This is a genomic window from Limobrevibacterium gyesilva (assembly GCF_025989185.1).
GTDB classification, from domain to species: Bacteria; Pseudomonadota; Alphaproteobacteria; order Acetobacterales; family Acetobacteraceae; genus Limobrevibacterium; species Limobrevibacterium gyesilva.
Genome location: NZ_JAPDNT010000016.1, coordinates 28325 through 53039, shown reverse-complemented (window position 1 = coordinate 53039; position 24715 = coordinate 28325). Strand labels below are relative to the sequence as shown.

Annotated in this window: 28 protein-coding genes; 13 read left to right on the top strand and 15 right to left on the bottom strand. The window is 69.2% G+C overall.

Annotated elements, in window-relative coordinates; genetic code table 11:
- Positions 1 to 171 precede the first annotated feature (171 nt).
- The 5 genes from OL599_RS16580 to OL599_RS16560 form a co-directional block, all read right to left on the bottom strand.
- On the bottom strand, positions 172 to 1350 hold the full coding sequence (locus OL599_RS16580; protein WP_264714953.1) for a vWA domain-containing protein: 1179 nt from the start codon (positions 1348 to 1350) through the stop codon (positions 172 to 174).
- Positions 1351 to 1373: 23 nt separating this feature from the next.
- Positions 1374 to 2219 (bottom strand): AAA family ATPase, encoded by an 846-nt coding sequence (locus OL599_RS16575; RefSeq protein WP_264714952.1) that lies wholly within the window; start codon positions 2217 to 2219, stop codon positions 1374 to 1376.
- A gap of 122 nt (positions 2220 to 2341) precedes the next feature.
- The gene (locus tag OL599_RS16570) at positions 2342 to 3268 is read right to left on the bottom strand and encodes a DMT family transporter (protein WP_264714950.1); all 927 of its coding nucleotides are present in this window, start codon (positions 3266 to 3268) and stop codon (positions 2342 to 2344) included.
- 106 nt (positions 3269 to 3374) lie between these two features.
- Positions 3375 to 4136: a bestrophin-like domain gene (locus OL599_RS16565; RefSeq protein ID WP_264714949.1), complete on the bottom strand. Its 762-nt coding sequence runs from the start codon at positions 4134 to 4136 to the stop codon at positions 3375 to 3377.
- A gap of 54 nt (positions 4137 to 4190) precedes the next feature.
- The gene (locus OL599_RS16560) at positions 4191 to 4736 is read right to left on the bottom strand and encodes a DNA-3-methyladenine glycosylase I (protein ID WP_264714948.1); all 546 of its coding nucleotides are present in this window, start codon (positions 4734 to 4736) and stop codon (positions 4191 to 4193) included.
- A gap of 55 nt (positions 4737 to 4791) precedes the next feature.
- Here OL599_RS16560 and OL599_RS16555 point away from each other — a divergent pair, with 55 nt between their 5' ends.
- The 3 genes from OL599_RS16555 to OL599_RS16545 all read left to right on the top strand — a co-directional run bounded on the left by OL599_RS16555 (position 4792) and on the right by OL599_RS16545 (position 6594).
- Positions 4792 to 5358, top strand: a complete 567-nt coding sequence (locus OL599_RS16555) for a chromate transporter (protein WP_264714946.1) — start codon at positions 4792 to 4794, stop codon at positions 5356 to 5358.
- Positions 5340 to 5879: a chromate transporter gene (locus OL599_RS16550; protein ID WP_264714945.1), complete on the top strand. Its 540-nt coding sequence runs from the start codon at positions 5340 to 5342 to the stop codon at positions 5877 to 5879. The genes OL599_RS16555 and OL599_RS16550 overlap by 19 nt, the downstream gene beginning before the upstream one ends.
- 103 nt (positions 5880 to 5982) lie before the next feature.
- Positions 5983 to 6594 (top strand): glutathione S-transferase family protein, encoded by a 612-nt coding sequence (locus OL599_RS16545; protein ID WP_264714944.1) that lies wholly within the window; start codon positions 5983 to 5985, stop codon positions 6592 to 6594.
- 23 nt (positions 6595 to 6617) lie between these two features.
- Here OL599_RS16545 and OL599_RS16540 read toward each other — a convergent pair whose 3' ends face one another.
- Positions 6618 to 7202, bottom strand: coding sequence for a tetratricopeptide repeat protein (locus OL599_RS16540; RefSeq protein WP_264714943.1), 585 nt, complete (start codon positions 7200 to 7202; stop codon positions 6618 to 6620).
- 465 nt (positions 7203 to 7667) lie between these two features.
- Between OL599_RS16540 and OL599_RS16535 the strand changes: the two genes are divergently transcribed.
- Positions 7668 to 7907 (top strand): hypothetical protein, encoded by a 240-nt coding sequence (locus OL599_RS16535; RefSeq protein WP_264714942.1) that lies wholly within the window; start codon positions 7668 to 7670, stop codon positions 7905 to 7907.
- A 43-nt stretch (positions 7908 to 7950) separates the two neighbouring features.
- Here the strand turns inward: OL599_RS16535 and OL599_RS16530 are convergent, their stop codons facing one another.
- Positions 7951 to 9132: an aminotransferase gene (locus tag OL599_RS16530; protein ID WP_264714941.1), complete on the bottom strand. Its 1182-nt coding sequence runs from the start codon at positions 9130 to 9132 to the stop codon at positions 7951 to 7953.
- Between the two features lie 200 nt (positions 9133 to 9332).
- Here OL599_RS16530 and OL599_RS16525 point away from each other — a divergent pair, with 200 nt between their 5' ends.
- Entirely contained in the window at positions 9333 to 10847 is a 1515-nt protein-coding gene (locus OL599_RS16525; RefSeq protein WP_264714940.1) for an ABC transporter substrate-binding protein, read from the top strand.
- A 309-nt stretch (positions 10848 to 11156) separates the two neighbouring features.
- Here OL599_RS16525 and OL599_RS16520 read toward each other — a convergent pair whose 3' ends face one another.
- Complete coding sequence (locus OL599_RS16520; protein WP_408886949.1) at positions 11157 to 11303, bottom strand: Flp family type IVb pilin; 147 nt, start codon at positions 11301 to 11303, stop codon at positions 11157 to 11159.
- A gap of 241 nt (positions 11304 to 11544) precedes the next feature.
- On the opposite strand from OL599_RS16520, the gene OL599_RS16515 reads away from it, so the two are divergent.
- Complete coding sequence (locus OL599_RS16515) at positions 11545 to 11994, top strand: VOC family protein (protein WP_264714938.1); 450 nt, start codon at positions 11545 to 11547, stop codon at positions 11992 to 11994.
- A 159-nt stretch (positions 11995 to 12153) separates the two neighbouring features.
- Here the strand turns inward: OL599_RS16515 and OL599_RS16510 are convergent, their stop codons facing one another.
- Positions 12154 to 12288 carry a hypothetical protein gene (locus OL599_RS16510; RefSeq protein ID WP_264714937.1) on the bottom strand — a complete coding sequence of 45 codons (135 nt, stop codon included), beginning with the start codon at positions 12286 to 12288 and terminating at the stop codon, positions 12154 to 12156.
- 154 nt (positions 12289 to 12442) lie between these two features.
- Here OL599_RS16510 and pal point away from each other — a divergent pair, with 154 nt between their 5' ends.
- Positions 12443 to 12907: a peptidoglycan-associated lipoprotein Pal gene (pal, locus tag OL599_RS16505; protein ID WP_264714935.1), complete on the top strand. Its 465-nt coding sequence runs from the start codon at positions 12443 to 12445 to the stop codon at positions 12905 to 12907.
- A 14-nt stretch (positions 12908 to 12921) separates the two neighbouring features.
- On the opposite strand, the gene OL599_RS16500 is transcribed toward pal, so the two are convergent.
- A complete protein-coding gene (locus OL599_RS16500) occupies positions 12922 to 13230 on the bottom strand; it encodes a putative quinol monooxygenase (protein WP_264714934.1) in 309 nt (102 codons plus the stop codon).
- 256 nt (positions 13231 to 13486) lie between these two features.
- Here OL599_RS16500 and OL599_RS16495 point away from each other — a divergent pair, with 256 nt between their 5' ends.
- Complete coding sequence (locus tag OL599_RS16495) at positions 13487 to 13873, top strand: hypothetical protein (RefSeq protein WP_264714933.1); 387 nt, start codon at positions 13487 to 13489, stop codon at positions 13871 to 13873.
- 4 nt (positions 13874 to 13877) lie between these two features.
- Here the strand turns inward: OL599_RS16495 and OL599_RS16490 are convergent, their stop codons facing one another.
- Complete coding sequence (locus tag OL599_RS16490) at positions 13878 to 15152, bottom strand: D-amino acid dehydrogenase (protein ID WP_264714932.1); 1275 nt, start codon at positions 15150 to 15152, stop codon at positions 13878 to 13880.
- Between the two features lie 309 nt (positions 15153 to 15461).
- Here OL599_RS16490 and OL599_RS16485 point away from each other — a divergent pair, with 309 nt between their 5' ends.
- Positions 15462 to 17120, top strand: coding sequence for a thiamine pyrophosphate-dependent enzyme (locus OL599_RS16485; RefSeq protein ID WP_264714931.1), 1659 nt, complete (start codon positions 15462 to 15464; stop codon positions 17118 to 17120).
- Positions 17121 to 17198: 78 nt separating this feature from the next.
- On the opposite strand, the gene OL599_RS16480 is transcribed toward OL599_RS16485, so the two are convergent.
- The 3 genes from OL599_RS16480 to OL599_RS16470 form a co-directional block, all read right to left on the bottom strand.
- Positions 17199 to 18065: a DUF2189 domain-containing protein gene (locus OL599_RS16480; protein ID WP_264714930.1), complete on the bottom strand. Its 867-nt coding sequence runs from the start codon at positions 18063 to 18065 to the stop codon at positions 17199 to 17201.
- A 145-nt stretch (positions 18066 to 18210) separates the two neighbouring features.
- Complete coding sequence (locus OL599_RS16475; RefSeq protein WP_264714929.1) at positions 18211 to 19293, bottom strand: right-handed parallel beta-helix repeat-containing protein; 1083 nt, start codon at positions 19291 to 19293, stop codon at positions 18211 to 18213.
- The gene (locus OL599_RS16470; RefSeq protein ID WP_264714928.1) at positions 19268 to 19708 is read right to left on the bottom strand and encodes a carboxymuconolactone decarboxylase family protein; all 441 of its coding nucleotides are present in this window, start codon (positions 19706 to 19708) and stop codon (positions 19268 to 19270) included. The genes OL599_RS16475 and OL599_RS16470 overlap by 26 nt, the downstream gene beginning before the upstream one ends.
- A 99-nt stretch (positions 19709 to 19807) precedes the next feature.
- Here OL599_RS16470 and OL599_RS16465 point away from each other — a divergent pair, with 99 nt between their 5' ends.
- Genes OL599_RS16465 through OL599_RS16450 form a run of 4 tightly spaced genes read left to right on the top strand, consistent with a single transcriptional unit; the run spans position 19808 to position 24296 of the window.
- The gene (locus OL599_RS16465; protein ID WP_264714927.1) at positions 19808 to 20617 is read left to right on the top strand and encodes an N-acyl homoserine lactonase family protein; all 810 of its coding nucleotides are present in this window, start codon (positions 19808 to 19810) and stop codon (positions 20615 to 20617) included.
- A gap of 42 nt (positions 20618 to 20659) precedes the next feature.
- The gene (locus tag OL599_RS16460) at positions 20660 to 22999 is read left to right on the top strand and encodes a penicillin acylase family protein (protein ID WP_264714926.1); all 2340 of its coding nucleotides are present in this window, start codon (positions 20660 to 20662) and stop codon (positions 22997 to 22999) included.
- A complete protein-coding gene (locus OL599_RS16455; RefSeq protein ID WP_264714925.1) occupies positions 22996 to 23511 on the top strand; it encodes an RDD family protein in 516 nt (171 codons plus the stop codon). The genes OL599_RS16460 and OL599_RS16455 overlap by 4 nt, the downstream gene beginning before the upstream one ends.
- A complete protein-coding gene (locus OL599_RS16450; protein ID WP_264714924.1) occupies positions 23508 to 24296 on the top strand; it encodes an arginyltransferase in 789 nt (262 codons plus the stop codon). Before OL599_RS16455 ends, OL599_RS16450 begins: the two co-directional genes overlap by 4 nt.
- Positions 24297 to 24318: 22 nt before the next feature.
- Here the strand turns inward: OL599_RS16450 and OL599_RS16445 are convergent, their stop codons facing one another.
- Positions 24319 to 24495 (bottom strand): hypothetical protein, encoded by a 177-nt coding sequence (locus tag OL599_RS16445; protein ID WP_264714922.1) that lies wholly within the window; start codon positions 24493 to 24495, stop codon positions 24319 to 24321.
- Positions 24496 to 24715 lie beyond the last annotated feature (220 nt).

Sequence of the window (24715 nt, the reverse complement as noted above, 5' to 3'; positions counted from 1 at the left end):
AAACCCCGTGGACGGCACCCGGCGGCATCGCAGGGAATGCGGGTGGGGCGCCCTTGACGCGAAGGCAAAGCCTTCGCTGCTCCGTTCTTCCGGGCCCGCATGCGATCGTGTCACATTCGTGGCGGTGGAACCTAGCCGCTTCGGCGCCGGTGTCACCGGTGCGTCGGAATGTTATCGGCTGAGGTCCCTGGTCATGTCGTCGAGCCCGCCAAGGGTGAGCGGGAACATGCGGCCCCCCATGAGGTCGCGCAGCATGGCGATGGACATGACGTGATGCCAGGCGCGTTCGGGGCACGGGTTGAGCCAGGCACTGCGGCGGTAATGCGTGGTGAGGCGCTGCATCCAGACGCTGCCGGCTTCCTCGTTCCAGTGTTCCACGCTGCCGCCGCCGTGGCTGATTTCATAGGGGCTCATGCTGGCGTCGCCGACGAAGATCAGCTTGTAGTCGGGGCCATAGGTGCGCAGGACCTCGTGCGTCGCAATCTGGTGTTCCTGGCGGCGGCGGTTGGTCTTCCAGACCCGCTCGTACGGGCAGTTGTGGAAGTAGAAATATTCGAGATGCTTGAACTCGCTGCGGGCGGCCGAGAACAGTTCCTCAGAGACGCGCACGTGCTCGTCCATCGAGCCGCCGACATCGAGGAACAGCAGTACCTTCACGGTGTTGTGGCGCTCCGCCACCAGCTTCAGGTCGAGATGGCCGGCGTTGTTGGCGGTCGAGCGGATGGTGTCGGGCAGGTCGAGCTCGGTGGCCGCACCCTGGCGGGCGAAGCGGCGCAGGCGGCGCAAGGCGAGCTTCATGTTGCGGGTGCCGAGCTCGACGTCGTCGTCGAGGTCCTTGAACTCGCGCCTGTCCCACACTTTCACCGCGCGGCGGTGGCGGCTCTCGTCCTGGCCGATGCGCACGCCTTCGGGGTTGTAGCCGTAGGCGCCGAAGGGCGAGGTGCCGGCGGTGCCGATCCATTTCGCGCCGCCCTGGTGGCGGCCTTGCTGTTCGGCCAGGCGCTGGCGCAGGGTTTCCATCAGCTGCTCGAAGCCGCCGAGAGCCTCGATCTGCGCCATCTCCTCGGGGGTGAGGAGTTTCTCGGCGAGCTTGCGTAGCCATTCCTCCGGCAGCTCCCGGGTCATGTCGCCTTCGGGCGGCTCCAGGCCCTTGAAGCATTCGCCGAAGATGCGGTCGAAGCGGTCGAGGTGGCGCTCGTCCTTCACCAGGGCGGCACGGGAGAGGTAGTAAAAATCGTCGATACTGTAGGCGGCGACGCCGGCCTTCATGGCGCCGAGCAGGGCCAGGTATTCGGTGATGGAGGCGGGAACGCCGCCCTGCCGCAACGCCAGGATGAAATGCGCGAACACGGCTCCCCTCCCCCTGTGCGCCTCTATCCGCCGCGGCGGGAGAGGAAGGCGATGCGCTCGAACAGATGCACGTCCTGCTCGTTCTTCAGCAGAGCGCCGTGCAGCGGCGGGATGACGACGTGCGGATCGCGCGAGCGCAGGGCTTCCGGCGGCAGGTCCTCGACCATCAACAGCTTCAGCCAGTCCAGCAGCTCCGATGTGGCGGGCTTCTTCTTCAGGCCGGGAACGTCGCGGACCTTGAAGAACACGTTGAGCGCCTCGCGCGCCAGGTCGTGGCGGATGTCCGGGTAGTGGGCGGCGACGATGCGCTGCATCGTCTCGTGGTCGGGGAAGCGGATGTAGTGGAAGAAGCAGCGGCGCAGGAAGGCGTCCGGCAGCTCCTTCTCGTTGTTCGAGGTGATGATGACGATGGGGCGGTTCCGCGCCGCCACGGTCTGGCGGGTTTCGTAGACGAAGAACTGCATGCGGTCGAGTTCGAGCAGCAGGTCGTTGGGGAACTCGATGTCGGCCTTGTCGATCTCGTCGATCAGGACGACGACGGGCTCGGGCGCCTCGAACGCGTCCCAGAGCTTGCCGCGGACGATGTAGTTGGCGATGTCGTGCACGCGCGGGTCGCCGAGCTGGCCGTCGCGCAGGCGGGAGACGGCGTCGTATTCGTAGAGGCCCTGCTGCGCCTTGGTGGTGGACTTGATGTGCCACTCGATGAGCGGCAGGCCGAGGGCGGCGGCGACCTCGTGGGCCAGGACGGTCTTGCCGGTGCCGGGCTCGCCCTTCACCAGCAGCGGGCGTTGCAGGGTGACGGCGGCGTTCACCGCGACTTCAAGGTCGCGTGAGGCGATGTAGCGTTCGGTACTCTTGAAGCTGGCCACTCTGCGGACTCCCGGGGCGTTCGGCGGCGAGTTTCGGGGGTTTGGGGGGACGGGCGCAAGGGATCGGCGCGGAAAACGGCGGGCCTTGCGGTGGCGGCGGCCGGGGTTTCGCCCGCCTCGCTTCAGGTTCGCCGCCGCTTCTCTTCGCGGAACAGAATGACGAGGCCGGCGCCGACGATGATGGCGGCGCCGATGACGATGTTGATGCCGGGGATGTCGCCGAACACGACATAGCCCAGCGCCACCGCCCAGATGATGCTGGAATACTGGAACGGGGCCACTACCGAGGCCGGGGTGAGCTGCAGTCCGCGGTTGACGCAGAGATAGGCCAGCATGGCGACGGCCCCGACCAGGGCCAGCAGCACCGCGTCGCCGGGCGTGGGCAGAACCCAGCCGAAGGCGGCCGAGGCAGCGGACAACAACAGCAGTGCGGCAAATTGCGAGGCCACCAGCACGGGATTCGGGGTGCCGCGCAGGCGGCGGGTGGCGACCAGGGAGATGGCGTAGAGCAGGCTGCCGAGGACGGCGACCACGGCTTGCGGCGACAGCGCGTTGCCGGTGGGCCGCAGTGCCACCAGCACGCCGGCGAAGCCCGCGAGCACGGCGGTCCAGCGGCGCCAGCCCACCTGTTCGCCCAGGAACAGCGCCGACATCGCGGTGACGTAGATCGGGCCGGCCAGGTAGATGGTCGAGACGTCGGCCAGCGGGATGTAGACGAGGGCCCAGTAGAAGCAGCCGACCTCGATCGCCGAGCAGAAGACGCGCAGCAGGTGCAGCCCAGGGCGCCAGCGGAACTGCCGGTCAGGCCGCAGGGTGGCGAGATCGGCGCGGGTGATGAACGGGGCGACCAGCAACAGGGCCGTGAGGCTGCGCACGAACAGCGTCTCGCCGACCGGATAGCTCGCGACCAGCCATTTCGCGAGCGCGTTGCAGCCGGAGAACAGGAACACGCCGAGTACGGTCAGACCGATGCCGGCAAGCGTCGCGCTGGCGTCCCGGCCAGGAGCGAGAGCCGGGCCTGCTGCTTCCCGGGGGAGGTCGAGGGACAAGGGCGCCTGCTCCGCGGCGGGGTCTTTGCAGTTAGGGAACGGCTATTCTCGCAGCCGCGGCGCATTGCCGCAAGCCGGGATACCGGAGCGTTATCGGCCGGCCTGCTCAAGGGCTCATGTACGTGAGCGCGTTCTCCACCGGCCGGCTGGAAATCTGCAGCAGGCCGGTGAACGGGTTGTCCATTTCCAGGATCAGGAAGATCGCGCCGCCGATGGCCAGCGCGCAGACCAGGAAGGCGGTCACAACGGTGGCGTTGCGCGGCGCGTTCAGGCCGAAACTGGCGAAGATCAGGGTGATCCAGGCGACCAGGATGATCACGATCACAGGTCGCACGCTCGGCCCCTGCTGCTCGATCAGCAGCCAGCGCTGGCGCATCAGGGAGATGGTGATCTGCAACGCCTGGTCCTGCAGCCAGGTCTGGCCGGCATCGACGGGCTTCAGGCCACGGATCGCCTCGCGCACATGCTCCAGCATCGCGCCGGAGCGCCGGTCTTCCAGCATCTGGCGCTCCCCATCCGCGCCAAGCCAGTTGTGCTCCAGCAGCCGGCCGGTGTAGGCGCGCAACAGGCGGCGCGGCTCGGACGCATCCCGGCCGTAGTCGCGCAGCGTCTCGTTCAGCAGGATGAGTTCGGCGGCGTAGCTGCGGATGTCGTGGTCGCTGCGATCGTAGGTGCCCTTGGCGGTTGCGATCAGCAGGCCCAGCACGAGCGAGGCGATCACCGACAGCATGCCGGTCCCGAGCCTGACAACGTCCTGCGTCTCGCGCGTGCGATGCGAATCCGGCAGCAGGTGGTGCATGAACAGCGCGCCTGCGCCTCCGGCAAAGACGCACGCGGCGACGGTCAGGCTGATCGCAATCGAGCCCATGCGGATGGCATGCGCGTTTCCGCGGCCGATTGGAAGCGCGGCGACGCCGGGGGTTCAGCCGCCAGCGGCGGCGAGCCAGGGCGGGCGCAGGGCGAGGATGCGCGCGTGAACGGGGCAATCCTCGGCATGGGCGCCGGGCAAATAGCCGAGGCTCATGAGGAACTCGCCCACGATCTCGCCGCCCGTGAACTTGAAGCTGGCGCGGAACAGCTTGATCCAGGCCGGCTTCTCGCGCGGGTGATGGGTGTCCAGCCAGCTCGCGAAGCCGCCATGGCTGGTGCGCAGGGCCTGGATGCGGCGCGCATTCTCGATGATGGCGGCGACCTTCAGGCGGTTGCGGATGATGGCGGGGTCGGCGAGCAGGCGCGCCTCATCGGCAGGGCCCATGGCGGCGACGCGGTCGACGTCCCAGCCCAGGAAGGCCCGGCGCATGCCGTCGCGGCGCTTCAGCACCAGTTCCCACGACAGGCCGGCCTGCATGATCTCCAGGCACAGGCGCTCGAACAGCACAGTCTCGTCGCGCTGGGGGAAGCCGTATTCGGTGGCGTGATAGGACTCGTGCACGGGGTGGCCTGGTGCGACGAGGCAATAGCCGCTCATCTGATCTCCCTGCGAACCGATTGCCGATGCGCGGCAACCGTCCTATCCATGCCACATGTCCGACGCCGTGATCACCCCGCCCGTGGCCCATGCCAAGCCGACCACCGCCGCGCTGTTCATGGGGTTCCTGAGCGTAGGGATCATCGGCTTCGGCGGCGTGCTGCCGCTGGCCCGGCAGATGGTGGTGGAGCAGCGGCGCTGGCTGTCGGGCAGCGAGTTCACCGACCTGCTGGCGCTGTGCCAGTTCCTGCCCGGCGGCAACGCGATCAACCTGGCGGCGGCCGTGGGGCTGCGCTTCCGTGGGCCGCTGGGCGCCTGCGCGGCTTTGGCCGGCCTGATGGCGGCGCCGGTGGTGATCGTGATCCTGCTCGGCATGGTCTATGCGCGGTTCCAGCACGAGCCGCTGGTGCGGCGGCTGTTCGCGGGGCTGGCGGCGGGGGCGGCCGGGCTGCTGGTGGCGCTGGCGTGCAAGATCGCCGCGCCGCTGTGGCGCCGGCCGGTGGGCGCCGGCGTGGCCGTCCTGTGCTTCGTCGCGATCGCGGCGCTGCATTGGCCGCTGTTGCCGACCATGCTGGTGATGGCGCCGCTGAGCGTGCTGGTGGCGTGGCAGCTTCGGGCGTGACCGATACGTTGCTGTCGCTGGCAGGGATCTTCCTGCGCCTGTCGCTGCTGGCCTTCGGCGGCGGCAACACGGTGCTGCCGGAGATGCAGCGCGAGGTGGTGGAGGTGCATCGCTGGATGACGGCGACGGATTTCGCATCGCTGTTCGCGCTGGCCCAGGCGGCCCCCGGGCCGAACCTGATGGTGGCGACCCTGATCGGCTTCCGGGTGGCCGGGCTGCCGGGGGCGCTGGTGGCGACCGTGGGGATCATCGGGCCGTCTTCCGTGCTGACCATGGCGACGGTGAGCGTCTGGCACCGCTTCCGCGACAAGCCGTGGCGCCGCGTGGTGCAGGCCGGGATCACGCCGGTGACGGTGGGGTTCGTGGCGGCCACGGCGGCGGTGATCGTGAAGGCCGCGGACGTGAACCTGGCGCTGACCGCGGTGACCGCCGTGGTGGCGGGGTTGTCGCTGGCAACGCGGCTGCATCCGCTGTGGCTGCTGGGCGGCGGCGGGCTGCTGGGTGTTCTCGGCGCCGGCTAGTGTCCTGCCCCCGAAGTTCGCCGCATCTTGCGGCGGACGCAGGGGCCAGCAGGCCACTGAAAACAAAGGGCTGGCTTTCTTCGCAACGGACAAGGAGGAATCGATGCTGTTCTACAATTCCGTGGGGCCCAACCCCCGGGTGGTGCGCATGTTCATGGCCGAGCGCGGGATCGACGTCCCGAAGACCGAGATCGACCTGCGCGGCGGCGAGAACCGGCGCGCGCCCTATCTGGCGAAGAACCCGATGGGGCAGATGCCGGCGCTGGAACTGGACGACGGCAGCGTGCTGACCGAGATCACCGCGATCTGCGAATATCTCGACGAGGTCGCGCCGGGTGCGTCGCTGCTCGGATCGACGGCGCGGGAGCGGGCGGAGACGCGGATGTGGACGCGGCGGATCGACCTCAACATCGTCGAGCCGCTGGGCAACGGATTCCGCTTCGCCGAGGGGCTGAAGCTGTTCCGCGACCGCATCCGGGTGATTCCGCAGGCGGCCGACGACCTGAAGCTGGTGGCGCAGGAGAAGCTGGCCTGGCTCGACAAGCAGATGCAGGGGAAGGCGTTCGTGTGCGGCGCGCGGTTCACGCTGGCCGACGTGCTGCTGTTCGCATTCCTGGACTTCGGCGCGACGGTGGGGCAGCCGCTCAATCCGGAGCTGACGAATATCGGCGCCTGGTTCGCGCGGGTGAAGGCGCGGCCGAGCGCGGCGGCCTGACGGCGGTCCGGGCCCGGGTTCGCTCAGGCCAGCGTTTTTGCGGCTTCCACAAGGGCGTCGGCCTCCGCCGCCTTGCCGATCTGGCGCAGAGCGGCGGCGCCCTGGAGATAGCCGGCCTTGTGTTTGGGATGGCGCCGGCGCACCACGGCCCAGCGGCGGGCGGCCTCCTTCCACGCCTGGCGCCCATGGGCGGCGGCAGCGAAGGCGATGTCGATTTCCGCCGTGGGGCGCACGTGGCGCCGGGCCCGGGCGAGGACCGCCTCCGCTTCGTCAGGGCGGCCAAGCTCGCGCAGCACGCGGGCGCCGACGATGTAGCCGCGCGGATCCTTCGGGAAACGGCGGCGCACCACCGACCAGCGCTGGTGCGCCTCGTCCCAGTTGGAGGCGGCGGTGGCGAACTCGGCGTGGCGGACGGCGGCGACTCCGCTGCGCGGGAACTGACGCACGACGTCGGCGATCTGGCTCTCGGAATTGAGGAACAGATGGGCCCGCTGGTCGCCCTGTATCCGCTCGTTCCTGCGGTTCGCGGATGTGATGTAGTACCACACGAGGGCGCTGAGGGTTGCCCAGATCAGGACGGCAGCCGTGCCGAAAATCCAACTCAGCAAATCGCGAAGCTCCTTGCGCCGGAGGGCGCCGGGCGGACCTTGCCGGGTGGGAGCGCGGCTTGTCCAGACCGCCTGCGGCCGCGGTCCGGGTAAGGCGGCGGGGCCGTGGCAGAGGAGCGACCAATCCGGCCGCGGGCAGCCTGATTGGGCGGGTACAGGGCAGATGGCAAGAAAATCGGGGAGCAGATGGAAGGACCGGCAAATATCGGGCACGCGCAGACGGTATGGCCATCATGCAGGCGGATCGTAACACCGGACCCAGAACGCGGTTTCACTTTCATGTCAATATCTGTAAAGGCTGGGATACGCGGGCCTGTCCCGCGCGCGACGCCGGTACTCTCACCTGAACCGCAGGAAGGCCCCGAAAGCCATCCTTCGGTGATACTGTTTTGTACATGAAAGCGAGAATAACGCATGGCGAATTCCGAGACGGCCCGGGCGCGAGCCCCCCGCGGAACGAAGAACGTGACCGAAGCCTTCTTCGCGGCCCTGAACGAGATCCCCGAGGCGCGGCAGGCCGAGGTCGCCAAGGCCGCCCAGTCCGCCATCCGTGACGCGCTGAAAGTCGCGCGCGACAAGGCCAAGGCGGCGCAGGCCGCCGAGCGCAAGGCCGGCAAGGCGAACGGGGCGAAGACGAACGCGACGAAGCGCAAGGCCGCGGCCGCCCGCCCGGCGAAGGCCCGCAAGGTGCGCGCCGCCGCCTGACGGAGCGCGGCTCCCCGGCACGCCGGTGGAGCCGCCCCCTCGCCTATCCGCGATGCAGGCCCACCAGCCGCGCCGGCACCGCCGCGATGGCGGGGAGGTCGACGTTGGCGAACGCCAGGCGCAGATGCCGCTGCTGGCCGGGGCCGAAGAACGGGCCCGGCAAGGTGGCGAGCCCCTGCTCCGCCGCCAGGCGCTCCGCCGTCGCAGCCGCGTCCGGCCCGCCTTCAGGCAGGCGCAGATAGGCGAAATAGGCGCCCAGTGCATCCAGCCGCCAGCCTTGCAGCTGCGAGACCGCCGTGCGGAATGCGGCCGCGCGGCCGGCCATGAGCGTGCGGTTGGCATCGCGCCAATCGCGCAGGGCCTCGATCGCCCAGGCCAGCGCCGACTGCGCGGCGCGCGGCGGGCAGATCTGCATGGTGTCCAGCACCTTCATCATCTCGGCGCGGAAGGCGCCGCCGGCGACGATGGCGCCGACGCGATGGCCGGGCACGCAGTAGGATTTCGAGAACGAATAGAGATGCACGACGCTGTCGCGCCATGCGGGGTCGGCGAAGACGGTGTGCGGCGGCGTGGCCTCGGCCGGCAGGAAATCGCGATAGGTCTCGTCCAGCACCAGCCACAGGCCGCGGGCGCGGCACAGGGCAGCGAAGCGAGCGATGGTGTCCGCCGGGTAGATGGCGCCGGTGGGGTTGTTGGGCGTGACCAGGACGATGGCGCGGGTGCGGGCATCGATCAGGGCCGCCGCGCGGTCAGGATCGGGGATGAAGCCGTCCTCGGGGCGGCAGGGCAGCGGCACCGTTTCGATGCCGTGCATGGTCAGTGCCATGTGATGGTTGAAATACCACGGCGCAGGCAGCAGCACGGAGTCGCCAGGGGCGGCGGCGACGGTCATGGCCATGCCGAAGGCGAGGTTGCAGCCGGCGGTGATGGCGACGTCGTCCGGGTGCAACGGCGCGCCGTAGAACGATGCGAGGTCGGCAGCCAGCGCCTCACGCAAGGCGGCGTCGCCGTCGATCGGGCCATAGCCGGCGGCGTCCGTGGTCCCGGCGGCCCGCGCGAGACGCTGCAGCAGGTCCGCGTGCGGGGGGTAGCCGGGGACGGCCTGGGTGAGGTCGATCTCCGGGCCGGCGCGGCCGTCGTAGCGGGCGGCCCAGACGCGGGCGGCGGGGATGGGCGGGGCGCCGGTGGCGCGGACCAAAGGGGAGACGACAGGAGCGAATGGCATGGGGGCACGATCCCATCCCCGGCGGGATCCGTCCATGGGGGTGTGCGCCCCCCTCACCCTCCCGCTTCGCGGGCCCCTCCCTCTCCCACGAGGGGAGAGGGGGTTTGTTGTCTTGGGATATGTCGGCGGCGTTATTGCTTTCGGCAGGATTTCGGGCAATGCATCGCGGCACGCTGACGACCAACAGGGGGGAGTTTCCGATGCGTCGAATTCTGCTGGGGGCCGCCGCGGCACTGTCGCTTGCGGCCGCCCTGCCCTTCGCGGCCGACGCGCAGACGCTGCGCATCGGGCTGCGCGAAGATCCGGACCTGCTCGATCCCACGCTGGGCTCGTCCTATGTCGGCCGCATCGTCTATGCCGGCATGTGCGACAAGCTGTTCGACCTCGACACCAAGCTGAACATCGTGCCGATGCTGGCCACCGGGTATCGTTACGAGGACCCCACGCATCTGCTGATCACGCTGCGCCAGGGCGTGACCTTCCATGACGGCGAGCCGTTCAACGCCGAGGCGGTGAAATACAAGCTGACCCGCGACCTGACCGCCAAAGGCAGCATGCGCGCGGGCGAGATCAACGCGATCCAGAGCATCGAGGTGGTCGATCCCTATACCGTGCGGCTGGTGCTGAAGGCGCCGGCCTCGCCGTTGCTGGCGCAGCTGACCGATCGCGCCGGGATCATGATCTCGCCGAAAGCGACCGAGGCGGCGGGGGCGAATTTCGGGCTGCGTCCGGTCTGTGCCGGGCCGTTCGCCTTCGAGCAGCGGGTGCCGCAGGACCGTATCGTTCTGAAGCGCTATCCCGGCTACTGGAACCCCACCGCCTATCATTTCGACCAGGTGGTGTATCTGCCGATCCCGAATTCCTCAGTGCGGCTGGCGAATCTGCAGGCGGGCAGCCTCGATCTGGTGGAATACGTGGTGCCGACCGACATGCAGGCGGTGGAGCGCGACCCGAAGCTGAAGCTCGCGATCGGGGATTCGCTGGCCTATACGGGCATCACCATCAACACCGGCAACGGGCCGGCGGCGAACACGGCGATCGGACAGAACGCGCTGGTACGCCAGGCCTTCGAGCTGGCGATCGACAAGCCGGCGCTGATCCAGGTGGTCTACAACGGCTTGTTCAACCCGACCGCGCAGGCCAATCCGCCAAGTTCGCCCATGTATATCCCGCAGGTGCAGTCGCCGGCGCGCGACGTGGCGCGGGCGCAGGCGCTGCTGAAGCAGGCGGGCGTGACCCTGCCGGTGAAAGTCGTGGTGACCGCGACCAACGGGCCGGAAATCCAGCAGGCGGCCGAAGTCGTCCAGGCGATGACCAAGGAGGCCGGGTTCGACGTCACCATCAAGACCATGGAGTTCGCCTCGTCGCTGCAGGCGGCTTATGGCGGCGACTTCCAGGCCTACCTGATCGGCTGGTCCGGCCGGTCCGACGCCGACGGCAACATGTGGCCGATGATGCACACGGGCGGCACGTTCAACTATGGGCATTACGCCAACCCGACGGTCGACGCGCTGCTGGACGAGGCGCGGGTGTACACGGACCCGGCCAAGCGCCGGGACGTCTATACGAAGCTGTGGGAGATCGTGCGCCAGGACGTGCCGCTGGTCTATCTGTGGAACCCCAAGAACATCGTGGGGATGAAGCGGAACCTGACAGGGTTCCAGCAGGTGCCGGACGGGCTGATCCGGCTGCAGGGGTTGGCGTTCACGAACTGAGGCCCTGCGGCGCGGGCGCGGTCGGCCGCGACGAGGTGGGACAGCCGCCGGTGGACGGCGGGTGCCCTGCCGTCCGTGGACTAGAGCAATATCGCTAGAGGTGGAATCACCGGGCGATAGAATTGCTCGTCAAAACAATGGCCTAGAGCATGATCGGTGCTTCTATCTGCACCGATCATGCTCTAGTGTCCTGCCCCCGAAGTTCGCCGCATCTTGCGGCGGACGCAGGGGTCAGCAGGCCACTGAAAACAAAGGGCTAGTGTCCTGAATCTGAAGTTCGCCACCTATGCGAACTTCAGATTCAGGACACTAGGTGGGAAACAGACGGCTGACCCCGGCGAATGACACGGCGAGCGCGTTGCCGAGCACCTGCGCGCCGGCGAGCACGGCAGCACCGAGCACCATCGCGATCAGGGCGTATTCAATTGCCGTGACACCGCGGTGCTCCTGCTTCACACCGAGCAACCTGCACCAAAGTCGCGCCACGCCTGCTCTCCTCGATGCCATGCGCCCGCTTGCGCGAATTCTGCCCCGTTTCTTCCCGCCGGCGCCTCATGGCGCAGCGAACCGGTCAGGAATAGAATTAGTTTGGTTAAGAACGCGTCAGGATCGCACGCCGTGGCGTGGGCGGCGTAAAGAGCGATCGGCGCGTGTTGTTTCGACAGGATGCGGCTCCCTGGTACGGAGGGAAAGCGGGATGGTGCGCGTTGTCGGGATCGACCATCTGGTGATCAGGGTCGGCGACTATGAGACATCGAAGGCGTTCTACGGCCGGCTGTTCACGTTCCTCGGCTTCGAGGTGCTGGAGGAGTATCCGGACGCCATTGGCTGGACCAACCGCAGGACGCGGTTCTGGATCGGGCCCGCCGACGCCGAGGGGCGCAAGCACAAGCACCGCATCGGCAATATCGGATTCCACCACTATGCGTTCGAACTGCGCAGCCGCAAGGACGTGGACGCGCTGCAGGCGTTCCTCAAGGAGCTTGGCGCCACCATCGTCGATCCGGCGGGAGAGTACTACGACGATTACTACGCCGTGTTCTTCCTCGATCCCGACGGCCTGAAGCTCGAAGGCATGAAATACGGCGAGCGCCAGGCGCGCGCGGCGCGGGCGAAGGCGCGCAGGAACGCACGCGCGGGACAGTGACGAGGCCCCGCGCGGGTGGCGCGCCAAGGCCGGACGGCGGCCGGCGATGCCCTCACTTGGCGGCGGCCCGGCTGCACAGGACCGGTGCGGCGTCGCCGACTACGCGGCCGCCCACCAGGCGGATGTGGCGATCGGCGGTGGCGGCCCGCAGGACGAGACTCATGTGGCGCTGCGGATGATGGACAGCGGGTCGGTGCGGGCGGCCTTGCGCGCCGGCAGCCAGACCGCGCCAAGCGAAGAAGCCAAGGCGATCAGGGTAGCGATCTCGTAGATGAACGCGGATTGGCGGATCACGAAGTCTCGATGACCCAGCCTACGAAGGTCTGATGCCGGAGTTGACTTGTATCAAGATGGGCGGGGCCGCGGCCCGACTATCATTTTTCATTATTGCCGCCGGCTTCGCCCGGATGCGGCGGTATGGTGACGCGATCGGAAAAGGTTGGTTGCGATGAGACACGTGATCCGCGCCGGCATTGCTGCCGCGGTCCTGCTCGCGGCCTGCTCGGCGGCCCAGCAGCCGGCCTCGCCCGCGGCGGCCGCGGCGGAGCGGATCGTTCCCGGCAGCCAGGCCGATCTGGTCGCCAACGTGGGCAACCGCGTGCTGTTCGACTTCGATCGCGCCGACCTGAAGCCCGAGGCAAAGGCCACGCTGGACCGCCAGGCGGCGTGGCTGAAGAAGTGGGCACGGAACAACGTGCTGATCGCCGGCAACTGCGACGAGCGCGGCACCACGGAGTACAACATCGTCATGGGCCAGCGCCGCGCCGACGCCGCCGGCGACTACCTCATCAGCAGCGGCGTGGAGCCGGCGCGCATCCGCACGATCAGCTACGGCAAGGAACGGCCGGTGGCGCTGGGTTCCACCGAGCTCGACTGGGCGCAGAACCGCAACGCGACAACGACTGTCGAATAGGTCCAGGTGGTGGCCTACGCCGGCGAAAGAACGTGGATGACGCGGCTCGCAATCATGTCCCTGGTCTTCGCCGCATAGGCGGCCATGTGCGGCGCGGCGCCGTGGGCCTTCAACGCGGCCATGCTGGCCCATTTCTCGATGACCACGAAGCTGTCGGGGCCGTATTTCGTCTGGATGGAGCCCGCGCCGTCGGCATCGATGGCCGGACCGTATTCGATGCAGCCCTCCTCGGCGTGGACGGCCGGCATGTTGGCGCGGAATTCGGTGAGGATCGCGTCGCGCATGCCGGGCTTGGCGGTGATGACGGCGAGGACGTGGATCATTTCGGGCGGCTCCGGCTATGCGCGCAGGTTGGTGCGCTGGTGTCGGCGGCGGATCGTGCGGCCGTGCGCCAGCCTAGCCGTGGGAGCGGGCTCTCCCAAGCCCCCTTCCTGGTGGCGGAAACCGGCGTCGCCGGAACCGGTTGCCTTCGGAAATTTGTAACGTAATGTACTGCAATGGCCCGCTTCTGGCGACTCGCGATGGCCTGGAACGCTGGGCCCGCCGGCCGGTCCCATCGCGGCATGAAGGAGACGAAGCATGACATGGCGCATTGCGGCCGCTCTGCTTGCGGCGCTTCTGGCAATCCCGTCCGGCCAGCTACGGGCCGAGTTCGTGTTGTTCGGCAACGGCCAGTCCAGCTGCGGCGAATACGTGGCGGCCGCGGACGGCGAGCGCTATGCGCGGGGGGCGGATACCGACCCGAACCTCATCTACACCAGCGCCTACCTCAAATTCGTCGCCTGGGCGGACGGTTATCTGTCAGGCGCGAACAAGTGGGACGCAGCCGCCACGCGCGCCGGCGCGAAATCCGACCACGCCGGGCGGCAGGCATGGCTTTCGATCTATTGCCGCAACAACCCGCTGCAGCCCTATGCCATCGCCCTCGCCGCGCTGCGTGCGGAGTTGCAGACGCTCCAGCCGTAGCCGGTCAGGCCGGCGCCTCCAGCACGCCGCGATAGCGCTCGATGCCCAGATCCGACGGGTCGATGGCCGGTGCATGGCTCGAGACCAGATCGGCCAGCAGCTGCCCGGACCCGCAGGCCATGGTCCAGCCCAGCGTGCCGTGGCCGGTGTTCAGATACAGGTTGCTGAAGCGCGACAGGCCGATCACCGGCGTCCCGTCCGGCGTCATCGGCCGCAGCCCGGTCCAGAACGAGGCGCGCCCGAGATCGCCGCCGCGCGGGAACAGGTCGCTCACCGACCGCACCAGGGTCGCCCGCCGGGGCTTGCGCAGCTTCAGGCTGTAGCCGGCCAGTTCCGCCGTGCCGCCCACGCGGATACGGTCGTCCAGGCGGGTGATCGCCACCTTGTAGGTCTCGTCCATCACGGTAGAGACCGGCGCCATGGCGGGGTCGGTAATCGGCAACGTGATCGAATAGCCTTTCACCGGATAGACCGGCAGATGAATGCCGATCCCGCGCAGCATCAGCGGCGAATAGCTGCCCATCGCCATCACGTAGCGGTCGGCCGTGAGCACTTCCTGCCCGATCATCACGCCGGCGATGCGGTCGCCCTCGGTGCGCAGCCCGGTGACCGTGGTGCCGTAGCGGAACGTCACCCCCAACCCCGCCGTGATCGCCGCCAGCCGCTGGGTGAAGATATGCGCGTCTCCGGTCTCGTCCCCCGGCAACCGCAGCCCGCCGACGATCCGCTCGCGCACGCCGGCCAGTGCCGGTTCCGCCGCGATGCAGCCCGCGACATCCAGCACCGAGTACGGCACGCCGTACTCGTCCAGCACGGTCGTATCGTCGCCGACATGATCGAGCTGCTTCTGGGTACGGAACAGCTGCAGCGTGCCCTGCTCGCGATGTTCGTATTCGATGCCGGTCTCCCGGCGCAGATCGCGCAGGCAGTCGCGGCTGTATTCAGCCACCCGCACCATGCGCCCCTTGTTGCGGCGATAGGCCTCCTCGGTGCAGTTGGCGAGCATCCGTACCAGCCAGTTCCACAGCTGCCCGTCCGGCTTCGGCCACAACACCAGCGGCCGGTGCTTCATCATCAGCCACTTGACCGCCTTCACGGGAATGCCCGGCGCCGCCCAGGGTGCGGAATAGCCCGGTGAGACCTGGCCGGCGTTGGCGAAGCTCGTCTCCAGCCCCGCCGCCGGCTGGCGGTCGACAACCACCACCTCGTGGCCGGCACGGGCCAGGTAATAAGCGGATGTGACGCCAACGACACCGCTTCCGAGCACGACAACCTTCACGGCGTATTCCTCTCCAGCACAGCCCTGCCCCGTGGCAGGAAGCGGCCGGAACATAGGTCAGGCGTCGCGACCGATCCAAGCCCGAAAACTGGCGGGCATATCAGGCATATTCGCAACGCCTCGGCGTGCAGATGGCCGGATTGCGCTTCGGCTCACGGCCGGCCACATGGCCCCGACGCTGGCCATTCCGCCCGATCCGGCCCCCCGCTTTGACAGCCCCCGAGGCGGCTGGATAGCGTTGCCCCGAAGCCGTCTTGTGGGCGCGAACAACGCAGCACCCCCTGAACGTGCCATACAGGGGAGAACACCATGCGCCGCGCCAAGCCTGCCGGTTCCGAGCGGATGACCACCGCCGAAGCCGCGATCGCCACCATGGTCGGCAACGGCATCGACACGCTCTTCTGCCTCCCCGGCGTGCAGAACGACAATTTCTTCGATGCCCTGCACAAGGCGCAGGACAAGGTCCGCCCGATCCACACCCGCCACGAACAGGCCACCGCCTACATGGCGCTGGGCTCGGCCATGGCGACCGGACAGCCCGCCGTGTACAGCGTCGTGCCGGGTCCGGGCTTCCTGAACACCACCGCCGCGCTGTCCACGGCCTATGCCTGCAACGCGCCCGTGCTTGCCCTGGTCGGCCAGATCCAGTCCGCGACGATCGGCCACAATCTTGGCCAGTTGCACGAGATCCCGGACCAGCTCGGCATCATGCGCCTGCTGACCAAATCGGCCGACCGCATCCGCAGCCCGGTCGAGGCGCCGGCGAAGATGACCGAGGCGTTCCGCCAGATGCGCTCCGGCCGTCCCCGCCCGGTGGCGCTGGAATGCCCGATCGACGTGTGGGGCCGCACCGCCAATGTCACTCTGCCGTCCGCCCCCGCCGCCGCCGACCCGATGGCGATCGACACCGACGCTGTCGCCACCGCGGCCAGGCTGCTCGGGGGCTCGAAGCGCCCGCTGATCGTGGTCGGCTCCGGCGCGCAGGCCGCGAGCGCCGAAGTCACCGAGCTCGCCAACGCCTTGCAGGCGCCCGTCGTCGCCAACCGCATGGGCCGCGGCGTGCTCGATGGCCGCAACCCGCTCAGCGTCAACACGCTGGAGGGCCACGCGCTGTGGGCGGAGGCGGATGTCGTGCTCGCGGTCGGCACGCGGCTGCTGGCGCCGTTGCAGTCCTGGGGCACCGACGAGGACATGAAGATCATCCGCGTCGATGCCGACCCCGACGAGCTCGACCGCATCGGGCGCCCGGCCGTCGGCATCGTCGGCGACGCCGCCCCGGTGCTGCGCGCCATCATCGCCGCCATGGGCCGGCACGCCTCCAGGCGGCCCTCGCGCACCGAGGAGATGCAGGCGCTGCACGCCAGGACCAGCGCGAAGCTCGCCTACCTGCAGCCGCAGCTCGGCCTGCTGGAAGCGATCCGCGCGGAACTGCCCGAGAACGGCATCTTCGTCGATGAGCTCACCCAGCTCGGCTATGTCAGCCGCCTGACCTTCCCGACCTATGCGCCCCGCAGCTTCATTTCCCCGGGCTATCAGGGGACGCTCGGCTGGGGCCTTGCAACCGCGCTCGGCGTGAAGGTCGGCCGTCCCGACGCCCCGGTCGTCTCCGTCACCGGCGATGGCGGCTTCATGTTCAACGTCCAGGAACTCGCCACCGCCGTGCAGCACCGCATTCCCATCGTGGTGGTGCTGGTGAACGACGGCGCCTACGGCAATGTCCGCCGCATCCAGGTGCAGTCCTACGGCAACCGCGTCATCGCCAGCGACCTGCAGAACCCGGACTTCATGAAGCTGGTGGAAAGCTTCGGCGCCCAGGCCCTGCGCGCGAAGACCCCGGACCAGTTGCGCAAGGCGCTGCGCAAGGGCTTCGCCGCCGACCTGCCGACGGTGATCGAGGTGCCGGCGGGCCCGATGCCCGATCCCTGGCAGATGACTCGCCCGGGCCGCGTGCGCCCGCGCACGTCCTGACCCCGCTGCCCTGACGCATGACCGGCGCTGATGGCAGCGCCGGTCGGCCGTCAGATTCTGCTCTGGCGGAAAGTCCCGTCAGCGCGGGATCGCCTTGCGGTACAGGTGCCAGGTCGCGTGCCCAAGCACCGGCAGCACGACCACGAGTCCCAGGAAGAACGGAATCGAGCCGACCACCAGGCTGACGGCGACAATCAGGCCCCAGACCGCCATCACGCCCGGATTCACCATCACCGCGCGGATCGATGTCCGCACCGCCGTCTCGATGCCCACGTTGCGGTCGAGCAGCAGCGGGAAGGACACCACGCTGATCGCCAGCACCAGAACCGCGAACAGGAAACCGATGCCCATGCCCACCACGATCAGCGCCCAGCCCGCCGAGGTTGCGAACACATCATGGAGGAAGGCACCGATGGAGGCCGGCATGTCCGGCCCAAGCGTGAACTTGTAGATCACATCGGCGACTTCCAGCCAGATCAGGAAGATGCCCATCAGCAGCATGCCGAGCAGGATGATCGACCCGATCGAGGGCGAGCGCAGCACCCCGAAGGCATCGATCCAGCGGACGGAGGCGCCCTGCTCCCGCCGCCGGCTCATCTCGTTGAGGCCGACCGCGGCGAACGGGCCGACCAGCGCGAAGCCGGATGCGAGCGGGAACAGCAGCGGCAGCAGGTCATAGCCGGATGCCGCCCGCCCCAGCACGAGGCCGAGGACAGGATACATGACGCAAAGGAAGATCACGTCGGTCCGGTTCGCCGAGAAATCCTCGTACCCGCGCGCCAACGCGTCGCGGACATCGTCGACGCTGATCCGGCGAACCGTCGGGTGCGTCGAATCCGGCCCGGCCTGTGGCCAGTATTCCTCAGGCGTGGCGGACCCGAAGGAAAGTGCCGCGCGGTTCAACCGGTCCCACAGCCACCCTGGGGGGCTTTGAATAAGGGCCATCGCAGTTCCTCCCGAACGCTGGGTTCGAGGGGTCGCGCGCAGTCACGACGAAGCCGCGACCCACAACACGCCTGTGTATACGCCGATGGGCGGCCGCAGTCTGCTCATATCTGTGCGGCCGGAAATTTCCGCGGCGGAGCCTGCGTCAGATCGGCAACACCTTGTGCGCCACGCGCTTGCCGAGATCGATCACCTTGCCCACGGTCCGCTTGACCTGCGACAGCACCGCCCAGCCGCGATTGGCGAGCCATCCGCCGGAGCTCACGTCGCTGTCGCCCGCGGCGATCACGTTGGCGTCCATGACCGGCGCATAATTGGTCCAGTTGCGGATGAACGGCATCGGCGTGCCGGTATCGTTGATGAAGCGGTTGCGCCGGAACACGAGCTTGCCCGTCACCTCGCCGTCGAGCATCACCGCGGCGCGCGTGTTGGCGGCATTGGGTCCCTTCTGCACGACGCAATCCTCCATCACCAGGCTGCCGCCGGACGGCACCAGCACCTGGAAGCTGGCGCTGCCCTTCTCGCCATCCTCGATGCGGTCGCCCTGCAACTCGGTCAGCCGCGCCGAGGTCACGATCTGGTGTGCGCCGCGCGTGCCGGTGATCACCGATTTCTCGATGCGCACCCGCGCCACCGCGCCGAACACCAGCGCATGCGCGCAGCGCGGCCCGTTGCACACGCCGTTGTCGGTAAACGTGCTGTCGGTGATGCGGATGACGCTGTCGGGGCTGTCGGTGGTGATGATGCCGCTCTGGTTGTTGATGAAGCGCACGTGATCGACCGTCAGGTTGCGGCCCTCGGCGCGGATGCCCGCCCCGTTGCCGTCCGGCACGCGCACGCGCTGCAGGGTCAGGTTGCGCAGCACCAGGTCGTCCGCCGCGGCCACGATCAGCGCCTTGCCGTCGCAGGCGGTGTCGGTCAGCACCACGCCGGGACCGCTGCCGACGATGGTCAGCCGGTTCACCCGCACGCGCAGGCAGTCGAAATAGTCGCCGGGGTCGATGGCGATGGTGTCGCCGTCGTCGGCTTTCAGCAGCGCCGCACTGGGCTGCTGGAACGCGCGCTGCGGCCCCACTTCCAGCGTCGCCGCGCGCGCCGCCCCCGCCGCCAGCAGCAGCACCGGCAGCAGGACGGCGCGCGCGACCACGATCAGCCCTTCCCGTCTTCGCCGCAGGAGGCGGAAAAGCGGCTCGACCGACGCATCACTCTGCAGCCTGCGCGGTGGCATCGACCTCCTTGAACACCTCGACCGCGACCTTGAACGCGTCCAGGCCCGCCGGGATGCCGCAATAGATGCAGGTCTGCAGCAGGATCTCCTTGATCTCCTCGCGGGTGACGCCGTTGTTCAGCGCGCCGCGCAGATGCAGCCGCAACTCGTTCGGCCGGTTCAGCGCCGTCAGCATCGCGAGATTCAGCATGCTCCGCTGCTTGCGCGGCAGGCCCGGGCGCGTCCACACGTCGCCCCAGCAGTATTCGGTGACCAGCTTCTGGAAATCCACCATGAAGTGGTCGGCCCGCGCCAGCGACCCGTCCACGTAATCCGCCCCCAGCACGGCACGCCGCACCGCGAGCCCCTTGGCGAAAGCGGGCGTGTCGAATTCCTTGCGCAGCTTGAAACCCGTCTTCGGGGCGGTCCTGGCCATGGCGGCTGTCTCCTCGGTTGAAGGCGGGACGGTAAGGATTGTCAGGTGCCGCGACAAGCTGGCATGGACTGCGCAACAAGAACCGGAAGGAACGTCCCCGTGGCCACAAGAGCGACCGTTGCGCCCGTCTACGAAGTGTTCGCCCTGCGCTACGCCCATTTCGCCGACCGCACGCAGGGGAGCAACCTGCTGTTCCCCGACGACCACGCCGCCCCCATGCCGCTCGACTTCTTCCTCTGGGCGATCCGCGGCAACGGCCGCACCATCGTGTTCGACACCGGCTTCGACGAAGCCTCCGCCCGGCGCCGCAACCGCACTTGGCTGCGCTCGCCTATCGCCGCCCTGCGCGGCATCGGCATCGACCCCGCCGAGGTCGCCGACGTCGTGCTCAGCCACATGCATTGGGACCACGCCGGCAACTGGGCCGATTTCCCGAAGGCCCGCTTCCATCTTCAGGACAGCGAAATGGCCTACTGCACCGGACGGTGCATGTGCCACGAGCCGCTGCGCCGGCCCTTCGATGCCGAGCACGTCGCCACCGCCGTCCGCCACGTCTTCGCCGAGCGCGTGAAGTTCCATGCCGGCAGCGCCGAGATCGCGCCCGGCATCACCCTGCACCTGGTCGGCGGCCATTCCGGCGGCCTGCAGATCATGCGCGTGCCCACCACCCGCGGCTGGGTCGTGCTGGCCAGCGACGCCAGTCATTTCTGGGTCAATATCCGCCGCCGCATCCCCTTCGTCCTGCTGCACAACCTCGAGCGCATGATCGAAGGCTGGGTCACCTGCGAGGAGCTGGCCGACGGCCCCGACCACATCATCCCCGGCCACGACCCCGAGGTCCTGCGCCGCTTTCCGAAACATCCGGGCGACGCGGACACGGTCCGCCTCGACCTGCCGCCGATCGCCTGATCGGCCCTTTCATCCGGCGCGCCCGCCCATTACCTCAGGAGCATGCGACAGCCCTTTCGCCAGCTCAGGCGCGTTCTGGCCTTCCTCGTGCTGCTGGCGGCCGCGTTGGTCGCCGGCGTGGGCGGCCTTCTCTGGGGCACGTTTCCGGGTGGCGACCGCATCGCCGCCATCCCCGGCCTTGCCGCGCCGGTGGACATCACCATCGACCCGGACGGCATCCCGCGCGTGCGCGCCGCCAACGCCGCCGACGCCGCGGCGGCGATCGGCTTCCTGCATGCGCGCGAGCGGTTGTTCCAGATGGAGCTGATGCGCCGCGCCGCCGCCGGCGAGCTCTCCGAGATCATCGGCTCGCTGACCCTGCCGAACGATCGGCTGATGCGCACCCTCGGCCTGCGCGCCCGCGCCGAGGCGGATCTCGTGGGCCTGCCGCCGGAGACGCGCGCCGTGCTCGACGCCTATGCGCGCGGCGTCAACGCCTGGATCGCCGCGCGCGGCCGCTTCGCCGCCCCGGAGTTCCTCGTCCTCGGCCCGCCGCGCCCCTGGACCCCCACGGACAGCCTGCTCTGGGGCAAGACCATGGGCCTGTATCTGTCGGGTAACTGGCGCACCGAGTTGGCCCGCGCCGCCCTGCTGCGCCGCCTGCCGCCGCAGGTGGTGCTCGGCCTGTGGCCGGTCGCCGGTGGCGCCGGCCACCCGGAGGCCAACCTCGCTCCGGCGCTCACCGCCACCGCGGCCAGGCTCGCCGCCGTGCTGCCCAGCTTCCCCGCGCCCTTCACCCTGCCCGCCAGCGCCAGCAACGCCTGGGCGGTGGACGGCGCCCGCAGCGCCACCGGCGCGCCTTTGCTCGCCGGCGACCCGCATCTGGGCTTCGGCATGCCCGGCGTCTGGTACCTCGCCCGCATCGACACCCCCGGCCGCGTCCTCGCCGGCGCCACCGCGCCCGGCGTGCCGTTCCTGGTGCTGGGCCATAACGGCCGCATCGCCTGGAGCTTCACCACCACCGGGGCCGACGTGCAGGACCTGTTCGTGGAAACCCCGGCCGGCGACGGCGCCTACCTGACCCCCGACGGCCCGCACGCCTTCGCCGTCCGGCAGGAGCGCATCCTGGTCCGCGGCGCACCGGACGACATCCTGACCGTGCGCGAAACCCGCCACGGCCCGGTGGTCAGCGACCTTGTCGCGCCCGGCGGGCCCATCCTCGCGGTGTCCATGGCCAACCTCGCTGCGGGCGACACCGCCGCCGCCGGCCTGCAGGCGCTGAACGACGCGGACGACATCGACGCCGCCGGGCAAGCGGCACCGCGCATCACCTCGCCGGTGCAGAACCTGCTGGTCGCGGACCGTCGGCGCATCGCCCTGTTCGTCACCGGCCGCGTGCCGATCCGCCGAGCCGGTGACGGCGCCCTGCCCGCCCCCGGCGCCGATGGCGGCCACGACTGGATCGGCTGGGCCGCCGGCGCCGAGCTGCCGCACATCGTCGCGCCCGCCAGCGGCCGCCTGGTCAACGCCAACGAGCGGGTGGCGCCCGCGGATTTCCCGGTCTTCCTGGGCCGCGACTGGTTCGCCGACTGGCGCGCGCGGCGCATCCGCGACCTGCTTGGCGCGAGCGACCGCCACACTCAGGCCAGTTTCGCCTCGATGCAGACCGACGCCGTCAGCACCTTCGCCCGCGACGCCCTGCCGCGCCTGCGCCGCGTCGTGCCGGCCGACGCACCGTCGCGGACGGCGCTGTCGCTGCTCGACGTCTGGGACGGCACCATGGCCGCCGACAGGCCGCAGCCGTTGATCTTCAACGCCTGGATGCGCCGCTTCCGCCAGGCGATCCTGTCCCGGCTGGGCGTGGCGGAAGGTGCGGCCGCCGGCCTCGAACTGGCGGCGGACGCGCTGTCGAACCATGCGCCGGGCGACGAAGCCGGGGCCGCCCATTGCGGCGGCGATTGCGGCCCGATGCTGCAGCAAAGCCTGTCCGCCGCCATGGCCGACCTCATCGCCGCGGGCGGCGACGACCCCACCGCCTGGCGCTGGGGCGAGCAGCACCAGGCCGCCTTCGCCCACCCGCTGCTGCGCACCGTCCCTGTCCTGCGCCGGCTGGCGGGCCGCCGGATTCCCACCCCGGGCGACGACACCACCCTGTTCCGCGGCGGCATGGCGGCGGGCGCGTTCACGTCGGTGCACGGGGCGGAGTATCGCGGCGTCTACGACCTCTCCGACCTCGACCGCAGCCTGTTCGTGGTCACACCCGGCCAGTCCGGCAATTTCATGAGCCCGCTGGCGTGGAATTTCATGCAACGCTGGCGCGATGGCGGCACAATATCCCTCGGCCCGACGCCCGCGACGGTCGTCGCCCATATCCACCTGGTCCCGGAAGGTGCCACGCCATGATCTACGAGCCTACCCAGGCCGATTCCGCCCTGCTGCAGGACGATCTGCTCACCCGCGGCGTGATGTTCCGGCGGATCATCGCCTGGGTGCTCGACGCCGTCCTGATCGCGCTGCTCTGCGCCGGCGCGTGGACGTTCCTGGTGTTCTTCGGCGTGCTCACGCTGGGCCTGGGCTTCCCGCTGCTGGGCCTGCTGCCGGTCATTCCCGTCCTGTACCACTGGCTGACCATCGCCAGCGCCATGTCCGCCACCCCCGGCCAGGCGATGATGGGCCTCGTGGTGCGCCGCAACGACGACCTGGGGTCGCCCACCCCGCTGCAGGCCCTGGTCTTTACCGTGCTGTTCTATGTCACCGTGGCCCTGGGCGTGATCTGGATGGGCGTCGCCCTGCTCACCGTGCGGCACCGCACGTTCCATGACATGCTGTCCGGACTGGTCGTGGTACGCGCTCGGGCGTTGACCCCGCCCACGGTGTTCTGGAACATGCCTCCCGGAGGTGCCTCCCCCGTATGAGCTTCAAGTCGCCGCGCCGGCCTCAGTTCTTCTACACCACCGCGCCGCTGCCCTGCCCCTATGTCGCCGGGCGGACCGAGCGCAAGGTGGTGACCGAGATCACCGGGCCCGACGCGGACTCGCTGCACGACCGCCTGTCGCGCGCGGGCTTCCGGCGCAGCCACAACATCGCCTATGCGCCGGTCTGCCCCGGCTGCAATTCCTGCATCCCCATTCGCATCCCCGTCGCCACCTTCCAGCCCGACCGCACCCTGCGGCGCATCGCCAAGGCCAATGCCGGCCTGGAGGGCTTCGACGTCCCGGCCCGCGCCACCGCCGAGCAGTTCCAGCTGTTCCAGCGCTACCAGCAGGCCCGCCACGGCGACGGCGACATGGCCACCATGAGCTTCTACGACTACCGCGCCATGGTGGAGGACACGCCGATCGAGACCTTCATCATCGAGTTCCGCGACCCCGGCGACCACCTGGTCGGCGCCTGCCTCACGGACCGGCTCGGCGACGGGCTGTCGGCGGTCTACTCCTATTTCCTGCCGGGCCTGGAGAAGCGCAGCCTCGGCACCTTCACCATCCTGTGGCTGATCGAGCGCGCCCGCCAGCTGGGCCTGCCCTATGTCTATCTGGGCTACTGGGTGCCGGAGAGCCGCAAGATGGCCTACAAGGCGCGCTTCCGCCCCAGCGAGGTGTTGCAGGGCGGCAACTGGCGCACCCTCACCGACGCCGACCTGTGCAGCGAGTCCCGCCCGGTTCCCGGCGAATCCACGATGGTGTCCGAACCCGCCGACTGAAACGGGCGGCGGGCCTGCGGCTTCAATCGACCACCAGCGACCACACGACGGCGGCGCACGCCAGGCCGGCGGCGATCATGAAGGCCGGGCCGCACCGGCGCAGCACGGCGCGCATGCGCCCGCGCGAACGCGCCAGCCGCCTGATCTGGTCGTGCTGGAGTTCCGCGTATTCGGCCATCGTCGGCTTGCGATCGGTCATGTCCATGCGTTCCATGAACGTGCGGCCCGCTCCGCGGTCGTGCGGACGTTGCGGCGAATGGCGGGCGGCACCGCTTCCGGCCGGCACGAGGCCAGCACCGCCGACGCGCCGCAAACAGGCGCGGTGACCTCGCCGAAGCAATGATATCATGTAAATGATATCATGTAATAGTACGACACAAATCGGCCACCGTTGCCCGAAACGGCGCGTGCTCACCGCC

Excerpts from the sequence above, each read along its gene's own strand:
- OL599_RS16565 (WP_264714949.1), bottom strand. The coding sequence starts at position 4,136 with ATGGGCTCGATTGCGATCAGCCTGACCGTCGCCGCGTGCGTCTTTGCC.
- OL599_RS16545 (WP_264714944.1), top strand. The coding sequence starts at position 5,983 with ATGCTGTTCTACAATTCCGTGGGGCCCAACCCCCGGGTGGTGCGCATG.
- OL599_RS16495 (WP_264714933.1), top strand. The coding sequence starts at position 13,487 with ATGACATGGCGCATTGCGGCCGCTCTGCTTGCGGCGCTTCTGGCAATC.
- OL599_RS16480 (WP_264714930.1), bottom strand. The coding sequence starts at position 18,065 with ATGGCCCTTATTCAAAGCCCCCCAGGGTGGCTGTGGGACCGGTTGAAC.
- OL599_RS16460 (WP_264714926.1), top strand. The coding sequence starts at position 20,660 with ATGCGACAGCCCTTTCGCCAGCTCAGGCGCGTTCTGGCCTTCCTCGTG.
- OL599_RS16515 (WP_264714938.1), top strand. The coding sequence starts at position 11,545 with ATGGTGCGCGTTGTCGGGATCGACCATCTGGTGATCAGGGTCGGCGAC.
- pal (WP_264714935.1), top strand. The coding sequence starts at position 12,443 with ATGAGACACGTGATCCGCGCCGGCATTGCTGCCGCGGTCCTGCTCGCG.
- OL599_RS16560 (WP_264714948.1), bottom strand. The coding sequence starts at position 4,736 with ATGAGCGGCTATTGCCTCGTCGCACCAGGCCACCCCGTGCACGAGTCC.
- OL599_RS16555 (WP_264714946.1), top strand. The coding sequence starts at position 4,792 with ATGTCCGACGCCGTGATCACCCCGCCCGTGGCCCATGCCAAGCCGACC.
- OL599_RS16445 (WP_264714922.1), bottom strand. The coding sequence starts at position 24,495 with ATGACCGATCGCAAGCCGACGATGGCCGAATACGCGGAACTCCAGCAC.
- OL599_RS16475 (WP_264714929.1), bottom strand. The coding sequence starts at position 19,293 with ATGCCACCGCGCAGGCTGCAGAGTGATGCGTCGGTCGAGCCGCTTTTC.
- OL599_RS16455 (WP_264714925.1), top strand. The coding sequence starts at position 22,996 with ATGATCTACGAGCCTACCCAGGCCGATTCCGCCCTGCTGCAGGACGAT.
- OL599_RS16500 (WP_264714934.1), bottom strand. The coding sequence starts at position 13,230 with ATGATCCACGTCCTCGCCGTCATCACCGCCAAGCCCGGCATGCGCGAC.
- OL599_RS16525 (WP_264714940.1), top strand. The coding sequence starts at position 9,333 with ATGCGTCGAATTCTGCTGGGGGCCGCCGCGGCACTGTCGCTTGCGGCC.
- OL599_RS16450 (WP_264714924.1), top strand. The coding sequence starts at position 23,508 with ATGAGCTTCAAGTCGCCGCGCCGGCCTCAGTTCTTCTACACCACCGCG.
- OL599_RS16470 (WP_264714928.1), bottom strand. The coding sequence starts at position 19,708 with ATGGCCAGGACCGCCCCGAAGACGGGTTTCAAGCTGCGCAAGGAATTC.
- OL599_RS16530 (WP_264714941.1), bottom strand. The coding sequence starts at position 9,132 with ATGCCATTCGCTCCTGTCGTCTCCCCTTTGGTCCGCGCCACCGGCGCC.
- OL599_RS16485 (WP_264714931.1), top strand. The coding sequence starts at position 15,462 with ATGCGCCGCGCCAAGCCTGCCGGTTCCGAGCGGATGACCACCGCCGAA.